14 protein-coding genes are annotated in these 17994 nt (G+C 62.2%); 10 read left to right on the top strand and 4 right to left on the bottom strand.

Translation table 11 applies throughout. From position 1 onward, the window contains the following. Positions 1–252 precede the first annotated feature (252 nt). Genes PFEN_RS02985 through PFEN_RS02975 form a run of 3 tightly spaced genes read right to left on the bottom strand, consistent with a single transcriptional unit; the run spans position 253 to position 2654 of the window. Complete coding sequence (locus PFEN_RS02985) at positions 253–669, bottom strand: DNA polymerase III subunit chi (RefSeq protein WP_191485541.1); 417 nt, start codon at positions 667–669, stop codon at positions 253–255. 8 nt (positions 670–677) lie between these two features. Beyond that, positions 678–1106, bottom strand: a complete 429-nt coding sequence (locus tag PFEN_RS02980; protein WP_191485540.1) for a DNA polymerase III subunit chi — start codon at positions 1104–1106, stop codon at positions 678–680. Between the two features lie 57 nt (positions 1107–1163). Then, entirely contained in the window at positions 1164–2654 is a 1491-nt protein-coding gene (locus tag PFEN_RS02975) for a leucyl aminopeptidase (protein WP_191485539.1), read from the bottom strand. A gap of 468 nt (positions 2655–3122) precedes the next feature. Here PFEN_RS02975 and lptF point away from each other — a divergent pair, with 468 nt between their 5' ends. The 9 genes from lptF (at position 3123) to pdxJ (ending at position 12154) form a co-directional block, all read left to right on the top strand. Beyond that, positions 3123–4241: an LPS export ABC transporter permease LptF gene (lptF, locus tag PFEN_RS02970; protein ID WP_191485538.1), complete on the top strand. Its 1119-nt coding sequence runs from the start codon at positions 3123–3125 to the stop codon at positions 4239–4241. Then, positions 4234–5295 carry an LPS export ABC transporter permease LptG gene (gene lptG / locus PFEN_RS02965; RefSeq protein WP_191485537.1) on the top strand — a complete coding sequence of 354 codons (1062 nt, stop codon included), beginning with the start codon at positions 4234–4236 and terminating at the stop codon, positions 5293–5295. Before lptF ends, lptG begins: the two co-directional genes overlap by 8 nt. A gap of 170 nt (positions 5296–5465) precedes the next feature. Beyond that, positions 5466–7265 (top strand): translation elongation factor 4, encoded by a 1800-nt coding sequence (gene lepA / locus PFEN_RS02960; protein WP_191485536.1) that lies wholly within the window; start codon positions 5466–5468, stop codon positions 7263–7265. A 5-nt stretch (positions 7266–7270) separates the two neighbouring features. After that, the gene (lepB, locus tag PFEN_RS02955; protein ID WP_191485535.1) at positions 7271–8125 is read left to right on the top strand and encodes a signal peptidase I; all 855 of its coding nucleotides are present in this window, start codon (positions 7271–7273) and stop codon (positions 8123–8125) included. Between the two features lie 61 nt (positions 8126–8186). Then, on the top strand, positions 8187–8564 hold the full coding sequence (locus tag PFEN_RS02950) for a DUF4845 domain-containing protein (protein WP_191485913.1): 378 nt from the start codon (positions 8187–8189) through the stop codon (positions 8562–8564). Further along, the gene (gene rnc, locus PFEN_RS02945) at positions 8561–9250 is read left to right on the top strand and encodes a ribonuclease III (protein ID WP_103497033.1); all 690 of its coding nucleotides are present in this window, start codon (positions 8561–8563) and stop codon (positions 9248–9250) included. Before PFEN_RS02950 ends, rnc begins: the two co-directional genes overlap by 4 nt. Then, a complete protein-coding gene (era, locus tag PFEN_RS02940) occupies positions 9243–10145 on the top strand; it encodes a GTPase Era (protein ID WP_191485534.1) in 903 nt (300 codons plus the stop codon). Before rnc ends, era begins: the two co-directional genes overlap by 8 nt. Before the next feature lie 273 nt (positions 10146–10418). Further along, on the top strand, positions 10419–11108 hold the full coding sequence (gene recO / locus PFEN_RS02935) for a DNA repair protein RecO (RefSeq protein ID WP_191485533.1): 690 nt from the start codon (positions 10419–10421) through the stop codon (positions 11106–11108). Between the two features lie 299 nt (positions 11109–11407). After that, the gene (pdxJ, locus tag PFEN_RS02930) at positions 11408–12154 is read left to right on the top strand and encodes a pyridoxine 5'-phosphate synthase (RefSeq protein ID WP_191485532.1); all 747 of its coding nucleotides are present in this window, start codon (positions 11408–11410) and stop codon (positions 12152–12154) included. Between the two features lie 190 nt (positions 12155–12344). On the opposite strand, the gene mltF is transcribed toward pdxJ, so the two are convergent. After that, a complete protein-coding gene (mltF, locus tag PFEN_RS02925; RefSeq protein WP_191485531.1) occupies positions 12345–13805 on the bottom strand; it encodes a membrane-bound lytic murein transglycosylase MltF in 1461 nt (486 codons plus the stop codon). Positions 13806–14092: 287 nt separating this feature from the next. On the opposite strand from mltF, the gene purL reads away from it, so the two are divergent. Continuing rightward, a complete protein-coding gene (purL, locus tag PFEN_RS02920) occupies positions 14093–17989 on the top strand; it encodes a phosphoribosylformylglycinamidine synthase (RefSeq protein ID WP_191485530.1) in 3897 nt (1298 codons plus the stop codon). The last annotated feature ends 5 nt before the right edge of the window (positions 17990–17994 follow it).

Here is a 17994-nt window from a genome sequence, read left to right as displayed (position 1 = left end):
CCCGCTGGCGCCCAGTCTTGGTCAGCTCAGGGAGTTTGAAGTTGTGGCGAGCGGGCAAGCCCGCGCTCGGCTGCGAAGCAGTCGTAAAAAACGGCCACCTCGCTGTACCCGATACACCGCGATCACTGGTTTCAGGGCCGCTTCGCAGCCCAGCGCGGGCAAGCCCGCTCGCCACCAGTCCTGGTCAGACTTGAGATCGATGTGAATTGGGAAAGCCCTGCTTCTACTAAGGAGTAAGGAGGGCGAGCCGTGTCAGGAAGGATATTGGCTGAGCAGACGTTCCATACGAGCATCCAGGCGGCGCTTGATCTCGGTCTCGATATGCGGGGCGAAATCGTCGATCACGTCCTGCATGATCAATTGCGCGGCGGCGCGCAGTTCGCTGTCCAGGTGCAGCAAGGCGTCCTGGCTCTTCGGTTTGGCGGGTTCCGCCGCAACGACTGGCGGTGCCGGTTTTGGCTCGACTACAGGTGCGCTGACAACTTCGGGTTGCACCTCGACCTTGGTTTTATTACCCACCATGTCGAACAACAGGGGGATCTGTCCTTCGCTGGCGACCGTTTCGGTCAGTAGCGGCGGTTGCAGGGTGTCGTCGCCGAGCAGCTTGCGGATCGATTCGAGCTCGTCCAGCAGGGGCGCGGCTTTCTGTGGTTGTTTGGGAGTGTCCATCGGGGTGCTCAAAGTCGCTGTAGACGGTGATCTTGCAGAGGATAGCCCTGTTCGCGATAGAAACGGAAACTGTCCCGCGCCGCTTGGCGAATCGCCGGGTCTTCCACCACCACTTCCGCCACGCGGGCAAAGCGCGAGGCAAAGGCTGGCACTTTCATGTCGAGGTTGACCAGCAGGTCCTGATGAGGACCGGGGTCTTCGCCCAGTCCCAGGACCACGCGGCCTTCCGGTTCGCTTTCCGCCGGGCCGTGGGGCACGAAGCTTTCGCCCTTGAACTGCCAGAGGCGGGCGTCGAGGTCATCGCGCTGGGCGCTGTCGCTGCAATGCAGGTAGACCTTGTGTCCCAGGCGCCAGGCTTTTTCGCTCAGTTTGCAGGCAAAGTCCAGGCGCGCTGAAGGATCCGCGCTGGGAAGGATGTAGAAATCAACTTGGGTCATAGGGGATTCCGGGTTCCGGGCGGCGCCATTGGCGCACGCCGCCCGGCAGGCTCAGGGTCAGGCCTTGGCGCGGTCCAGCAGGTACTGGGTCAGCAGCGGCACCGGACGGCCGGTGGCGCCCTTGTCCTTGCCGCCGCTGGTCCAGGCGGTGCCGGCGATGTCCAGGTGCGCCCAGTTGAACTGCTTGGCGAAGCGCGACAGGAAGCAGGCCGCGGTGATGGTCCCGGCTTTCGGCCCGCCGATGTTGGCGATGTCGGCGAATGGGCTGTCCAGTTGCTCCTGGTACTCATCGAACAGCGGCAGTTGCCAGGCGCGGTCGTCGGCTTGGCGGCCGGCGCTCAACAATTGTTCGATCAGTTCGTCGTTGTTGCCCAACAGGCCCGAGGTATGGGCGCCGAGGGCGACCACGCAGGCGCCGGTCAGGGTGGCGATATCGATCACCGCCTGGGGCTTGAAGCGTTCGGCGTAGGTCAGGGCATCGCACAGCACCAGACGGCCTTCGGCGTCGGTGTTGAGGATTTCCACGGTCTGGCCGCTCAGGGTGGTAACGATGTCGCCCGGACGGCTCGCGCCGCCGCTCGGCATGTTCTCGGCACAGGCCAGGATGCACACCAGGTTGATCGGCAGTTGCAGGGCGAGCACCGCGTGCAGGGTGCCGAAGACGCTGGCGGCGCCGCCCATGTCGTACTTCATCTCGTCCATGCCCAGGCCCGGCTTGAGGCTGATGCCGCCGGTGTCGAAGGTGATGCCCTTGCCGACCAGGGCGAACGGCTTCTCGGATTTCTTGCCGCCGTTGTACTGCATGACGATCAGGCGTGGCGGCTGGTCGCTGCCCTGGCCCACGGCGTAGAACGAACCCATGCCCAGTTCCTTGATCTTCTTCTCGTCAAGGATCTCGACCTTCAGGCCTTTGTTGGCCTTGCCGAGGTTCTTCGCCTGTTCGGCGAGGTAGCTCGGGTGGCAGATGTTGGGTGGCAGGTTGCCCAGGTCGCGGGTGAAGGCCATGCCGCCAGCGATGGCGCGGGCGTGGCTGACGGCGCGTTCGACTTCGGCTTGCGCGGCCTTGATGGTCACCAGGGTGATTTTCTTCAGCGCGCGCGGTTCGGACTTCTGGCTCTTGAACTGGTCGAAGCTGTATTCACCGTCCAGCAGGCTTTCGGCCAGCAGGCGGGTCTTGCCATAGCTGTCGCGGCCCTTGACCACCAGGTCGTCGAGGGCGAGCACCGCATCGCTGCCGCCCAGGCCCTTGAGGGTGGCGAGGGTCGCGGCAACGGCTTTGCGGAACGGGCGGTCACCGAGTTCGGCGTCCTTGCCCACGCCCACCAGCAGCACGCGTTCGGCCTTGAGGTTGGGCAGGCTTTGCAGCAGCAGGGTCTGGCCGACCTTGCCGGCCAGGTCGCCGCGCTTGAGGATGGCGCTGATGGCGCCGCCGCTGAGCTCATCGACTTTGCTGGCGACCGCGCCAAGTTTGCGGTCTTCGCCGACGGCGAGTACCAGGGTGGCGGTTTTCAATGTTTCTGGGCTGACGCTTTTTACAACCAGTTCCATGTCCGGATCCCTGAAGATTAAGGTCAAAGGGCGCAGAGAAGGCTCTGCGCCGGGGCAGGGCGACGCAATGGCGTGGCCTTCGGCAAAGGCCGCAGTTTGAACCTCGCCGCTGGCTGGGAGCAAGTCCCAATACCGAGGGCAAAGTTGTTTGCTTTTAAGGGGGCGTCATCTGAACCGTGCGATGTCGCCTGTGGGAGCGGTGCTTGTCGGATCGCCACGCCGCCGCGAAGCTTTTAGCCGCATCACGGGCTTCTTCGCGGATAGATCCTGCTCCCACGGGGTTTCATTTAGCCTTAAGTAGGTAGCGTTGCCGCCAAGGAGGAAGCTGTAGGCAAGTGCGCAGTGACAGCCGGGAGTAATCACAGGATAATGCGCCTCTTTTTGCAGGGCCCGCCGCGGTGGGGCCTCTGTCGGTGCCTTTGTTTGCTTGTTCGGCCACCTTAGCCTGACAATCCTGGAGTGTCTGGTTTGATTGTTTTTCGTTATCTGTCCCGCGAAGTCCTGCTCACCTTGAGTGCGGTAAGCGCCGTGCTGCTGGTCATCACCATGAGCGGGCGCTTCGTCAAGTTCCTGGCCCAGGCCGCCTCGGGCCAATTGGATCCGGGTTCGCTGTTCCTGATCATGGGCTTTCGCCTGCCCGGTTTCCTCCAGCTGATCCTCCCTCTGGGCCTGTTCCTCGGGATTCTGCTGGCCTACGGGCGGCTCTATCTCGAAAGTGAAATGACCGTGTTGTCCGCTACCGGCATGAGCCAGCAGCGTTTGCTGGGCATGACCATGGCGCCGGCGCTGCTGGTGGCGCTGCTCGTTGCCTGGATCAGCCTGAGCCTGGCGCCCAAGGGCGCGCTGCAATTCCAGCTGCTGCTCAACCAGCAGGATGCGATGACCGAGTTCGACACCCTGGTGCCCGGCCGTTTCCAGGAGCTCAACGATGGCTCGCGGGTCACCTACACCGAGCAGTTGTCCGATGATCGGGCGAACCTGGGTGGCGTGTTCATCTCGGAAAAACGTTTCGGCGTGAACAAGAAGGACCGCGGCATTTCCGTGCTGGTGGCCGAGAAAGGCCGCCAGGAAGTGCGCCAGGACGGCAATCGCTACCTGATCCTCGAAAATGGCTATCGCTACGACGGCAGCCCGGGCATGGCCGATTACCGGGCGATCAAGTACGAGACCTATGGTGTCATGCTGCCCAAGCCGGAGATGAGCGAAGAGGTCACCGACCGTGATGCGATGACGACATCGAGTCTGTTCGGCAACCCGGACCTGAAGGCCGTCGCCGAGTTGCAATGGCGTCTTTCGCTGCCCCTGCTGGTGTTTATCGTGACCCTGATGGCGGTGCCGCTGTCACGGGTCAACCCGCGCCAGGGCCGCTTCCTCAAGCTGTTGCCGGCGATCCTCCTTTATATGGCCTACCTGACCATGCTGATTTCGGCCCGTGGCTCGTTGGAGAAAGGCAATTTGTCTCCGCTACTGGGGATGTGGTGGGTGCACGGCCTGTTCCTGGCCATCGGCCTGGGACTGCTGTACTGGGAACCCCTGCGTTTGAAGCTGGCGAGTCGTCGCACGGTGAAGGAGATGGCTCGTGGTTAAGCTCGATCGCTACATCGGTAGCAGCGTGTTCATGGCGATCCTGGCGGTGCTGGGGATCATCCTCGGGCTGGCCTCGCTATTCGCCTTTATCGACGAGATGGGCAATATTTCCGATACCTACACCTGGAGCGACGTGCTGAGTTTTGTCGTGCTCACGGCGCCGCGCCGGGTCTACGACATGTTGCCGATGGCCGGCCTGATCGGCTGCCTGATCGGTCTCGGCAGCCTGGCCAGCAACAGCGAATTGACCATCATGCGTGCGGCGGGGGTGTCCGTCGGGCGTATCGTCTGGGCGGTGATGAAGCCAATGCTGGTGTTGATGCTGGTCGGCGTGCTGGTCGGCGAGTATGTCGCCCCGGCGACCGAGAGCAAGGCCCAGGCGGCCAAGGCCCTGGCCCAGGGTTCGGGGGATGCGCAGAGCTCCCGGAACGGCCTGTGGCATCGCCAGGGTGACGAGTTCATCCATATCAACGCCGTGCAACCCAACGGCCTGCTTTACGGCGTGACCCGCTATCACTTCGACAGCGAGCGCCACATCCTGTCGTCGAGCTTTGCCAAGAAGGCGCACTTCGACAAGGACTTCTGGCAACTGACGGACGTCACCACCACCTATTTCCGCGACGGCCACACCGAAGTCATCAATGTGCCGGAGGAGCGCTGGGACGTGGCCTTGAGCCCGAACCTGCTGAGCACCGTGGTGATGGTGCCCGAGGCCCTGTCGATCAGCGGCCTGTGGAGTTATATCCACTACCTGGCGGACCAGGGCCTGGCGAATGGTCGCTACTGGCTGGCATTCTGGGTCAAGGTCCTGCAGCCGTTGGTGACCGCGGCACTGGTGTTGATGGCGATTTCCTTCATCTTCGGTCCGCTGCGCTCGGTGACCCTGGGGCAGCGGGTCTTCACCGGCGTGCTGGTGGGCTTCACCTTCCGCATTGCCCAGGACCTGCTCGGGCCTTCGAGCCTGGTGTTCGGCTTCCCGCCGCTGCTGGCGGTGGTGCTGCCGGCGGCGATTTGTGCGGTGGCCGGCGTCTGGCTGTTGCGCCGGGCCGGATGATCAGGCGATTGAGCGACAAATGATCCAGGGAAAAGCCTCTGTCCAGTGACAGAGGCTTTTTTGTCTGTGCCGTCCGGCCTGTTCACGTGACGCCTTGGCCGCGCATCAGGTACAATTCCCGGCTATTTTTCGGCGGGCAGTCCGCCTGCAGCCTTTTTGAGTGTTGACCCGTGAGTGATTTGAGTCATATCCGCAATTTCTCCATCATCGCCCACATTGACCATGGCAAGTCGACTCTGGCCGATCGCTTCATCCAGATGTGCGGCGGCCTTGCCGAGCGCGAGATGGAAGCGCAGGTGCTGGATTCCATGGACCTCGAGCGCGAGCGCGGGATCACCATCAAGGCCCACAGCGTTACCCTGTACTACAAGGCTCGCGACGGTATCACCTACCAGTTGAACTTCATCGACACCCCTGGCCACGTCGACTTCACCTACGAAGTCAGCCGTTCCCTGGCGGCCTGTGAGGGCGCCTTGCTGGTGGTGGATGCCGGCCAGGGCGTCGAAGCCCAGTCCGTGGCCAACTGCTACACCGCCATCGAGCAGGGCCTGGAAGTCATGCCGGTGCTGAACAAGATCGACCTGCCGCAGGCCGATCCGGACCGGGTGAAGGAAGAAATCGAGAAAATCATCGGTATCGATGCCACCGACGCCGTTACCTGCAGCGCCAAGACCGGCCAGGGCGTCGACGAGGTGCTCGAACGGCTGGTGACCACCATTCCCGCGCCGACCGGCAATATCGAAGATCCGCTGCAAGCGTTGATCATCGACTCCTGGTTCGACAACTACCTGGGCGTCGTGTCCCTGGTGCGCGTGCGCCACGGTCGCGTGAAGAAGGGTGACAAGATCCTGGTCAAATCCACCGGCAAGATACACCTGGTGGACAGCGTCGGTGTGTTCAACCCGAAACACACCGCCACCGTCGACCTGAAGGCCGGTGAAGTGGGCTTTATCATCGCCGGTATCAAGGACATCCACGGTGCGCCGGTGGGCGACACCCTGACCTTGAGCAGCACTCCCGATGTCGACGTGCTGCCGGGCTTCAAACGCATCCAGCCGCAGGTCTATGCCGGTCTGTTCCCGGTCAGCTCCGATGATTTCGAAGACTTCCGCGAAGCCCTGCAAAAGCTCACGCTGAACGACTCCTCGCTGCAATACACCCCGGAAAGCTCCGACGCCCTGGGCTTCGGCTTCCGTTGTGGGTTCCTCGGCATGCTGCACATGGAGATCATCCAGGAGCGCCTGGAGCGCGAGTACGACCTGGACCTGATTACCACCGCGCCGACGGTAATCTTCGAACTGCTGCTCAAGAACGGCGAAACTATTTACGTCGACAACCCGTCCAAGCTGCCGGACCTGTCCGCCATCGAAGACATGCGCGAACCGATCGTGCGGGCCAATATTCTTGTACCGCAGGAGCACCTGGGCAACGTCATTACCCTGTGCATCGAGAAACGTGGCATCCAGCACGACATGCTGTTCCTTGGCTCGCAGGTGCAAGTGACCTACGATCTGCCGATGAACGAAGTGGTCCTGGACTTCTTTGACCGTCTCAAATCCACCAGTCGCGGCTATGCTTCGCTGGACTACCATTTTGATCGTTACCAGTCGGCCAACCTGGTCAAGCTGGATGTACTGATCAACGGTGAAAAGGTCGACGCTCTGGCGCTGATCGTGCATCGTGATAACGCGCATTACAAAGGTCGTGCGTTGACCGAGAAGATGAAAGAACTGATTCCTCGGCAGATGTTCGATGTTGCTATCCAGGCCGCCATTGGCGGGCAGATCGTGGCACGGACAACCGTCAAGGCGCTCAGAAAGAACGTACTGGCCAAATGCTACGGTGGCGACGTCAGCCGTAAGCGCAAGCTGTTGGAAAAGCAGAAGGCCGGTAAGAAACGCATGAAGCAAGTGGGTAACGTGGAAATTCCACAGGAAGCCTTCCTTGCAGTGCTCAGGTTGGATAGTTAGGTCCTATGTCACTAAATTTCCCGCTGTTGCTGGTCATCGCCGTTGCCGTGTGTGGTGTGTTGGCGTTGCTCGATCTGGTCTTTCTGGCGCCTCGTCGGCGTGCGGCCATCGCTGCCTATCAGGGCAGCGTGACGCAGCCCGATGGGGAGGTGGTCGAAAAGCTGAACAAGGAGCCTTTGCTGGTTGAATACGGCAAATCCTTCTTCCCGGTGTTGTTCATCGTGTTGGTACTGCGTTCGTTCCTGGTGGAACCGTTCCAGATTCCTTCCGGTTCGATGAAACCGACCCTGGATGTCGGCGACTTCATCCTGGTGAACAAGTTTTCCTACGGGATTCGCTTGCCAGTGCTCGACAAGAAAGTCATCGAAGTCGGTGATCCGCAGCGCGGCGATGTGATGGTGTTCCGTTACCCGAGCGACCCCAACGTCAACTACATCAAGCGTGTAGTCGGCTTGCCGGGCGACGTGGTGCGTTACACCAGTGACAAGAAGCTGTTCGTCAACGGCCAGTCGGTGGCCGAACAGCTGGTCGGCGCCGAGCCGGGCATGCTCGGCAGCGCCGAACTCTACAAGGAGCAACTGGGCGCGGTCGAACACTATATCCGCAAGGAGATGGGGCGTTACCGAGCGCCGCCTGATCACGAGTGGAAGGTCCCGCAGGGCCACTACTTCATGATGGGCGACAACCGCGACAACTCCAACGACAGCCGCTACTGGGACGACCCGAGCATTCCCAAGGAATTGCTGGGCATGGTTCCCGACGAGAACATCGTCGGCAAGGCCTTCGCGGTCTGGATGAGCTGGCCCGAACCGAAACTCAGCCACTTCCCGAATTTTTCCCGGGTCGGTCTGATCAAGTAACCAAACCCGGCGCTGTGAACACAGCGCCGAGTGCTTTTTCAGGTGCCGCAGTACCATGAAGATGACCTCTGCTCGCTCGCAAGAAGGCCTGTCGTTTTTTGGCTGGTTGCTGACCCTGGCCTTGGTTGCCTTTGTCGCCAGTGTGGCGTTGAAGGTGGTTCCGCATTACCTCGACTATATGTCGATGAAGAAAATCATTATGTCGGTGGAAACCGACAAGGCGGCGGATATCACCACCGTCAACGACTTTTATACCCATGTTACCCGCGGCATGCAGGTCAACAGCATTCAGGATTTGGATTTGAACAAGGTGTTAAGCGTGACGTTGGAGAACAATCGGTTCCTCGCGCACTTGAAATATGAGCAGCGTGACCCGCTGATCCAGAATATCGATCTGGTGGTCAAGTTCGACCACGAATTCAGCGTGGCTAAACCGTGAGCGTGTCGTTAAGTCGTCTCGAGCGTCAGCTCGGTTATACCTTCAAGGATCAGGAACTGATGCTCCTGGCCCTGACTCACCGCAGTTTTGCCGGGCGCAACAACGAGCGTCTGGAATTCCTCGGTGATGCCATTCTCAACTTCGTCGCGGGCGAGGCGCTGTTCGAGCGCTTCCCCCAGGCCCGCGAAGGCCAGTTGTCGCGTTTGCGCGCGCGCCTGGTGAAAGGTGAAACCCTGGCGGTACTGGCCCGTGGTTTCGAGTTGGGTGAATACCTGCGCCTGGGTTCCGGTGAATTGAAAAGTGGTGGTTTTCGCCGTGAGTCGATTCTTGCCGACGCCCTGGAAGCCCTGATTGGTGCCATTTACCTGGACGCCGGCATGGAAGCCGCACGGGATCGGGTATTGGCCTGGCTGACCTCGGAGTTCGACAGCCTGACGCTGGTGGACACCAACAAGGACCCCAAGACCCGCCTGCAGGAGTTTCTCCAGTCCCGGGCCTGCGACCTGCCGCGTTACGAAGTGGTGGATATCCAGGGTGAGCCGCATTGCCGGACGTTTTTCGTCGAGTGCGAGATCACCCTCTTGAACGAAAAAAGCCGAGGACAGGGCGTGAGCCGTCGTATTGCCGAACAGGTAGCGGCGGCATCGGCACTGATTGCCCTGGGCGTGGAGAATGGTAATGACTGATTCAACGGCAACACGCTGCGGCTACGTCGCCATCGTCGGCCGGCCGAACGTGGGCAAGTCCACGCTGCTGAACCATATCCTCGGGCAGAAACTGGCGATCACCTCGCGCAAGCCCCAGACCACGCGTCACAACATGCTCGGGATCAAGACCGAAGGCGCCGTGCAGGCGATCTACGTGGACACCCCCGGCATGCACAAGGGGGGTGAAAAGGCCCTGAACCGCTACATGAACAAGACCGCTTCGGCGGCCTTGAAAGACGTCGATGTGGTGATCTTCGTGGTCGATCGGACCCGCTGGACCGACGAGGACCAGATGGTCCTGGAGCGCATCCAGTACGTCGAAGGCCCGGTGATCGTGGCCTTGAACAAGACCGATCGGATCGAGGACAAGGCCGAGCTGATGCCGCACCTGACCTGGTTGCAGGAACAGCTGCCGAAGGCGCAGATCGTACCGATCTCGGCGCAGCAGGGGCATAACCTTGAAGCCCTGGAAGGGCTGATCGCCGGGCACCTGCCGGAAAACGAGCACTTTTTCCCGGAAGACCAGATCACCGACCGTAGCAGCCGATTCCTGGCGGCGGAACTGGTGCGTGAGAAAATCATGCGCCAACTGGGGGCCGAGCTGCCTTACCAGATCACCGTGGAAATCGAAGAGTTCAAGCAGCAGGGGAAGACCCTGCATATTCATGCGTTGATCCTCGTTGAACGTGACGGCCAGAAGAAGATCATCATTGGCGACAAGGGCGAGCGCATCAAGCGTATCGGCACCGAGGCGCGCAAGGACATGGAGCTGTTGTTCGATTCGAAGATCATGCTCAACCTGTGGGTCAAGGTGAAGGGCGGCTGGTCCGATGACGAGCGGGCGTTGCGTTCGTTGGGTTACGGCGACCTGTAACGCGGTCCTCAAGTGACTTGCCGTTAAGGCGGTTCGAATTCTGTGGTGAGCGGGCTTGCCCGCGCTCGGCTGCGAAGCAGTCGTAAAGCCGGGCACCGCGTTCTACCTGATATACCGCGGTCACTGGTTTTAGGGGGGCTCCGCACCCCAGCGCGGGCAAGCCCGCTCGCCACAATAAGCCCGCACCGTTCCCACAAGTCAGATGGGCAGGCTAGGGTTGAGCCAAGGCCTCTTGCCACACAAGCAATATCCTTCAGAGACATTCATACACCGATGTCCAGCCAGCCACCTCCCGGCCAACCTGCCTATGTCCTCCACTCCCGCGCCTACCGCGAAAGCAGCGCGCTGGTGGATTTCATCACCCCGCAAGGCCGGCTGCGTGCCGTGTTGCGCAGTGCGCGGGGCAAGGCCGGGACCCTGGCGCGACCCTTTGTGCCCCTCGAGGTGGAGTTTCGCGGTCGTGGCGAACTGAAGAACGTCGGCCGGATGGAAAGCGCCGGGGTCTCCACCTGGCTCAGCGGCGAGGCCCTGTTCAGCGGTCTCTACCTCAACGAACTGCTGATCCGCCTGCTACCGGCCGAAGATCCGCACCCGGCGGTCTTCGATCACTACGCCGCGACCCTGCTGGCCCTGGCCGAAGGCCGGCCGCTCGAACCGTTGCTGCGCTCCTTCGAATGGCGGCTATTGGACGATCTCGGTTACGGTTTTTCCCTGGACCTGGACATTCACGGCGAGCCCCTGGCGGCGGATGGCTTGTACCGCCTGCAGGTCGATGCCGGCCTGGAGCGGGTCTACCTGTTGCAACCGGGCCTGTTCCAGGGCACCGAGCTGCTGGCCATGGCGCAAGCCGACTGGACGGCGGTCGGCGCATTGTCGGCGGCCAAGCGCCTGATGCGCCAGGCCCTGGCGGTGCACCTGGGCGGCAAGCCGCTGGTCAGTCGCGAGTTGTTCCGCAAGCCCTGAGCGGGGAGAAGGCGAGGCTTGTTACGGTCACGGCAAGATTCGGCGTTGCCATGGTACGCCCTGGGACATCGTGCCATCTGGGCGGCACGCCGCTGGTCCGGTGCAAGTTGGCTCACTGGTGCTGGGTGGTCGATTGGCGCTAAGGCAGCCTTCCGATCTTGCTGTCCGTCGCCATGCTCGGGCCTGGGGCATCACCGCGCTTCGGCCGTGCGCCCGTGCATTCGTTCTCGGTGCACAGAACCGGTCGAGCAGGACGTGTATGCTGTGCACCGAACCTTCCACTCTTCAGGAGTCTTTCCGTGAGCACCAGCACTCGTATCCTTCTCGGCGTGAACATCGACCACGTCGCCACCCTGCGTCAGGCCCGGGGCACGCGTTATCCCGATCCGGTCAAGGCTGCGCTGGATGCCGAAGAGGCGGGCGCCGATGGCATCACCGTGCACCTGCGCGAAGACCGCCGGCATATCCAGGAGCGTGATGTCCTGCTGCTCAAGGACGTGCTGCAGACGCGGATGAACTTCGAGATGGGCGTGACCGAAGAGATGCTGGCCTTTGCCGAGCGCATTCGGCCGGCGCATATCTGCCTGGTGCCGGAAACCCGCCAGGAGCTGACCACCGAGGGCGGTCTGGACGTCGCGGGGCAGGAAGCGCGGATCAAGGCGGCGGTGGAGCGTTTGAGCAAGATCGGCAGTGAAGTGTCATTGTTCATCGATGCCGACGAGCGTCAGATCGCCGCGGCCAAGCGTATCGGGGCCCCGGCCATCGAGTTGCACACCGGGCGCTATGCCGATGCGCAGACACCGGCTGAAGTTGCCGAAGAGCTGCAACGGATCGCCGATGGCGTGGCCTTTGGTGTGGCTCAGGGGCTGATCGTCAATGCCGGGCATGGCCTGCATTACCATAACGTCGAGGCGGTGGCGGCGATTCCGGGGATCAATGAGTTGAATATCGGCCATGCGCTGGTGGCGCATGCGCTGTTCGTCGGTTTCAAGGCCGCGGTGGTGGAGATGAAGGCGCTGATCCTGGCGGCTGCGCCGAAGGCCTGAGATCGTTCGACATTGGCTGATCCCCTTTGTGGCGAGGGGGCTTGCCCCCGTTGGGCTGCGAAGCGGCCCTAAAACCGGCGAACGCGGTCTACTGGATAAACCGAGGCGACTGGTCCAGGGCTGCTTCGCAGCCCAGCGCGGGCAAGCCCGCTCGCCACACTGTCTCTCGCTATCGTCGGGGACGGGTTGGCTACAGCTGCGACGGCTGCTCGGTCGGCTTGGTCTTGTCGACACCCGGCACATGCAGGTTGCCGTCCACCACCTGGCTGCCCTCCAGCTGCGGCTGGGTCACCCAGGTCAGGATGTCGTAGTAACGGCGGATGTTGGCGACGAAATGCACCGGCTCGCCGCCCCGCGCATAGCCGTAGCGGGTCTTGCTGTACCACTGCTTCTGCGCCAGGCGCGGGAGCATTTTCTTCACGTCCAGCCACTTGTTCGGATTCAGGCCTTCCTTCTCGGCCAGCTTGCGCGCGTCGTCCAGATGGCCGCTGCCGACGTTGTACGCGGCCAAGGCAAACCAGGTCCGGTCCGGCTCTTCGATCTGTTCGTCCAACTGATCCTTCATGTAGACCAGGTACTTGGCCCCGCCGCTGATGCTCTGTCGCGCATCCAGACGGTTGGACACCCCCATGGCCTGGGCCGTGCTCTGGGTCAGCATCATCAGGCCACGCACGCCCGTCTTGGAGGTGACCGCCGGTTGCCACATCGACTCCTGGTAACCGATGGCCGCCAGTAGCCGCCAGTCGACTTTCTCCTCCTTGGCCGAGGCCCGGAAGTGTTTCTCGTACTTGGGCAAGCGCTGCTGCAAATGCTGGGCAAAGGTATAGGCGCCGACATAGCCGAGGACATCGACATGCCCGTAATAGCGATCTTTCAGGCGTTGCAGGGTGCCGTTCTGTTGCACCTTGTCGAGGTAGGCGTTGATCTCGTTGAGCAGGCTGTTGTCGTCGCCCGGGGCCACCGCCCAGCGCTGGTTGCGCGCGTCGCCGAGGTCGAAGGCGACCCGTACATTGGGGAAATACACCTGGTTCATCGCCACTTCGTTGGAGTCCACCAGGGTCAGGTCGATCTGGCCCTCGTCGACCATGCGCAACAGGTCGACCACTTCAACCGCGTCGGACTCTTCGTATTCGATCGCAGGATTTTGCTTTTTCAGCTCGGCGAGTTGCTCGGCATGGGTGCTGCCCTTGAGCACCGTGATGCGCTTGCCCACCAGGTCCGCCGGTGTCGTGGGGCGGGACTGGCCGTTGCGATAGATGATTTGCGGGGTGACTTCAAGATACGGATGGGAAAAGCGTGCCTGCTGCTTGCGCGGGTCGCTGCTCACCAGGCCCGCGGCGGCCAGTACCGGGCCGTTGGGCTTGCCCAACTGATTGAACAGATCGTCGATATTGTCGGCGGTCTCGATCTCGAGCTTGACCCCCAGGTCATCGGCAAAGCGCTTGACCAGCTCGTACTCGAAGCCGGTTTCACCGTTGCGATCCTGGAAATAGGTGGCCGGACTGTTGCGGGTGATCACGCGCAGTACACCGTCCTCCTTTACGCGCTCGAGTGTGCTGGGTTTATCAACACAGGCGCCGAGCATCAGGAAGAGTCCGGTTGCGATGAGCCACCTGGCACAGCGCGGGCGGAAAGCAGTTGGGGAGAACATCTGCGCAGTATACGCAAAGGACCCCGGCCGCCATATCTCGACAGAATCGCGCCGGTCTGCTAGCGATCCCAGGGAAAGGCTGGAGGCTGTAGGAATAGGCTTTTTAGGGTGTATGAACTTTATAAAATAGTGCTGAGGAATAACGATAATAATCTGTAGGAATAGATAATCAGGCATTGAGAGGCATTTGCTAGGGGGCAAGCATGCCGTTTCGGGTGCCGTCGCGGGCGGTTTAGGCTAGAATGCACGGCCTCAAAGCACACCCCCTTCCCGAGGCTGTCCCGAAGATGTTGATCCTGCGCGGTGCTCCTGCCCTTTCCGCCTTTCGCCACAGCAAACTGCTCGAACAACTGAGCCAAAAGGTTCCGGCTGTCAGTGGCTTGTATGCCGAGTTCGCCCATTTCGCCGAAGTGACTGGCGTGCTGACTGGCGACGAACAGCAAGTGCTGGCCCGCCTGCTGAAATACGGCCCGAGCGTGCCGGTCCAGGAGCCGACCGGTCGTCTGTTCCTGGTGTTGCCGCGTTTTGGCACCATTTCGCCCTGGTCGAGCAAGGCCAGCGACATTGCGCGTAACTGCGGCCTGGGGAAAATCCAGCGCCTGGAGCGCGGTATCGCCTTCTACGTGGCCGGCCAATTCAGCGAGGCCGAAGCCGAACTGATCGGCGCCGCCCTGCATGACCGCATGACCCAGATCGTGCTGGGTAACCTGGAACAGGCCGCCGGCCTGTTCAGCCATGCCCAACCCAAGCCGCTGACGGCCATCGATCTGCTGGGTGGCGGTCGCGCCGCGTTGGAAAAAGCCAACGTCGAGCTGGGCCTGGCCCTGGCCGAAGACGAGATCGACTATCTGGTGAACGCCTTCACCGGTCTGCAGCGCAACCCGCACGACATCGAACTGATGATGTTCGCCCAGGCCAACTCCGAGCACTGCCGGCACAAGATCTTCAACGCCAGTTGGGATATCGACGGCCAGAACCAGGAAAAAAGCCTGTTCGGCATGATCAAGAACACCTACCAGATGCACAGCGAAGGCGTTCTGTCGGCTTACAAGGACAATGCCTCGGTGATCGTCGGCAATGTTGCCGGGCGTTTCTTCCCGGACCCTGAAACCCGCCAGTACGGCGCGGTGCAGGAGCCGGTGCACATCCTGATGAAGGTCGAGACCCACAACCACCCGACCGCCATCGCGCCGTTCCCGGGCGCGTCCACCGGCTCCGGTGGCGAGATCCGCGACGAGGGCGCGACCGGCCGCGGCGCCAAGCCGAAAGCCGGTCTCACCGGTTTCACCGTGTCCAACCTGCAGATCCCCGGTTTCGAGCAGCCTTGGGAAGTGCCGTACGGCAAGCCCGAGCGCATCGTCACCGCGCTGGACATCATGATCGAAGGCCCACTGGGTGGCGCCGCGTTCAACAACGAATTCGGCCGTCCGGCCCTGACCGGTTATTTCCGGACCTTCGAACAGTCCATCACCACGCCGCGTGGCGCCGAAGTGCGCGGTTACCACAAGCCGATCATGCTGGCCGGCGGTATGGGTAACATCCGTGCCGAACACGTACAGAAAGGCGAAATCCTCGTCGGCTCCAAGCTGATCGTACTCGGCGGCCCGGCGATGTTGATCGGCCTGGGCGGCGGCGCGGCCTCCTCGATGGCCACCGGCACCAGCTCGGCGGACCTGGATTTCGCTTCGGTACAGCGCGAAAACCCGGAAATGGAGCGCCGTTGCCAGGAAGTCATCGACCGTTGCTGGCAGTTGGGCGACAAGAACCCCATCAGCTTTATCCACGACGTGGGCGCTGGTGGCCTGTCCAACGCCTTCCCTGAACTGGTCAACGACGGCGACCGCGGCGGTCGTTTCGAACTGCGCAATATCCCCAATGACGAGCCGGGCATGGCCCCGCACGAAATCTGGTCCAACGAATCCCAGGAACGTTATGTCCTGGCGGTCGGCGCGGCGGACTTCGAGCGCTTCAAGGCGATCTGCGAGCGCGAGCGCTGCCCGTTCGCCGTAGTCGGGGAGGCCACCGCCGAGCCGCAACTGACGGTCACCGACAGCCACTTCGGCAACAGCCCGGTGGACATGCCGTTGGAAGTGTTGTTGGGCAAGGCCCCGCGCATGCACCGTTCGGCGGTTCGCGAGACCGAGCTGGGCGATGATTTCGATCCGAGCAGCCTGGCCCTGGCCGAGTGCGTGGAGCGCGTCCTGCATCACCCGGCCGTGGCGAGCAAGAGTTTTCTGATCACCATCGGCGACCGCACCATTACCGGCCTGGTCTCCCGTGACCAGATGGTCGGTCCGTGGCAGGTACCGGTGGCTGACGTCGCCGTGACCGCCACCAGTTTCGACGTCTACACCGGTGAGGCCATGGCCATGGGCGAGCGCACGCCGCTGGCCCTGTTGGACGCGCCGGCTTCCGGGCGCATGGCGATCGGTGAAACCCTGACCAACATCGCCGCTTCGCGGATCGGCAAGCTGTCCGATATCAAGCTGTCGGCCAACTGGATGTCCGCTGCCGGTCACCCGGGTGAAGATGCCCGTCTGTACGACACCGTCAAGGCGGTCGGCATGGAGCTGTGCCCCGAATTGGGCCTGACCATTCCCGTGGGCAAGGACTCCATGTCCATGGCCACCCGCTGGAACGACGAAGGCACCGACAAGAGTGTGACCTCGCCGCTGTCGCTGATCGTTACCGGTTTCGCCCCGGTCACCGATATCCGCCAGACCCTGACCCCGCAACTGCGCATGGACAAGGGCACCACCGACCTGATCCTGATCGACCTCGGTCGCGGCCAGAACCGCATGGGCGCCTCGATTCTCGCCCAGGTCTACGGCAAGCTCGGCAAGCAGGCGCCGGACGTCGATGACGCCGAAGACCTGAAGGCCTTCTTCGCGGTGATCCAGGGCCTCAACGCCGACGGTCATCTGCTCGCCTACCACGACCGTTCCGATGGCGGTCTGCTGACCTCCGTGCTGGAAATGGCCTTTGCCGGTCACTGCGGTCTGCACCTGAACCTCGATGGCCTGGCGGAAACTTCCGACGACCTCGCGGCCATTCTGTTCAACGAAGAACTCGGTGCGGTGCTCCAGGTTCGCCAGGACTCCACCCCGGACGTGCTGGCGCAGTTCAGCGCCGCCGGCCTGGGCGATTGCGTGTCGGTGATCGGCCAGCCGTTGAACAATGGCGAAGTCAGCATCACCTTCGACGGCGAGACGGTCTTCACCGGCGAGCGCCGCCTGTTGCAGCGCCAGTGGGCGGAAACCAGCTACCGCATCCAGCGCCTGCGCGACAACGCCGATTGTGCCGACCAGGAGTTCGAGGTCCTGCTCGACGAGGGCAACCCGGGCCTGAGCTACAAGACCAGCTTTGATGTGAACCAGGACATCGCCGCGCCGTACATCAAGAAAGGCATTCGCCCACAGGTGGCGGTGCTGCGTGAGCAGGGCGTCAACGGCCAGGTGGAAATGGCCGCGGCGTTCGACCGTGCCGGCTTCAATGCCATCGACGTGCATATGAGCGATATCCTCGCCGGCCGCGTCGACCTGAACGACTTCAAGGGCCTGGTCGCCTGCGGTGGCTTCTCCTACGGCGACGTGCTCGGCGCCGGCGAGGGCTGGGCCAAGTCGGCGCTGTTCAACACCCGTGCCCGCGATGCCTTCCAGGGCTTCTTCGAGCGCAATGACAGCTTTACCCTGGGCGTGTGCAACGGTTGCCAGATGATGTCCAACCTGCACGAGCTGATCCCGGGCAGCGAATTCTGGCCGCATTTCGTGCGCAACCGCTCCGAGCAGTTCGAAGCGCGGGTGGCGATGGTGCAGATCCAGGAGTCGAACTCGATCTTCCTGCAGGGCATGGCCGGTTCGCGGATGCCGATCGCCATCGCCCACGGCGAAGGCCATGCCGAGTTCGAAAGCGAGGAAGCCCTGCTGCAAGCCGACCTGTCGGGTTGCGTGGCCATGCGTTTCGTCGACAACCACGGCAAGGTCACCCAGACCTACCCGGCCAACCCGAACGGCTCGCCGCGCGGGATCACCGGGCTGACCAGCCGCGACGGTCGCGTCACCATCATGATGCCGCACCCTGAGCGGGTCTTCCGCGCCGTGCAGAACTCCTGGCGCTCGGAAGACTGGAACGAAGACGCGCCATGGATGCGCATGTTCCGCAACGCCCGCGTCTGGGTTAACTAAGCGGT

The organism is Pseudomonas sp. FEN, assembly GCF_904067045.1.
In the GTDB taxonomy this organism is placed as follows: Bacteria; Pseudomonadota; Gammaproteobacteria; order Pseudomonadales; family Pseudomonadaceae; genus Aquipseudomonas.
The sequence above is the reverse complement of the archived record's forward strand: the minus strand, read 5'-3'. Positions and strand labels throughout refer to the sequence as shown.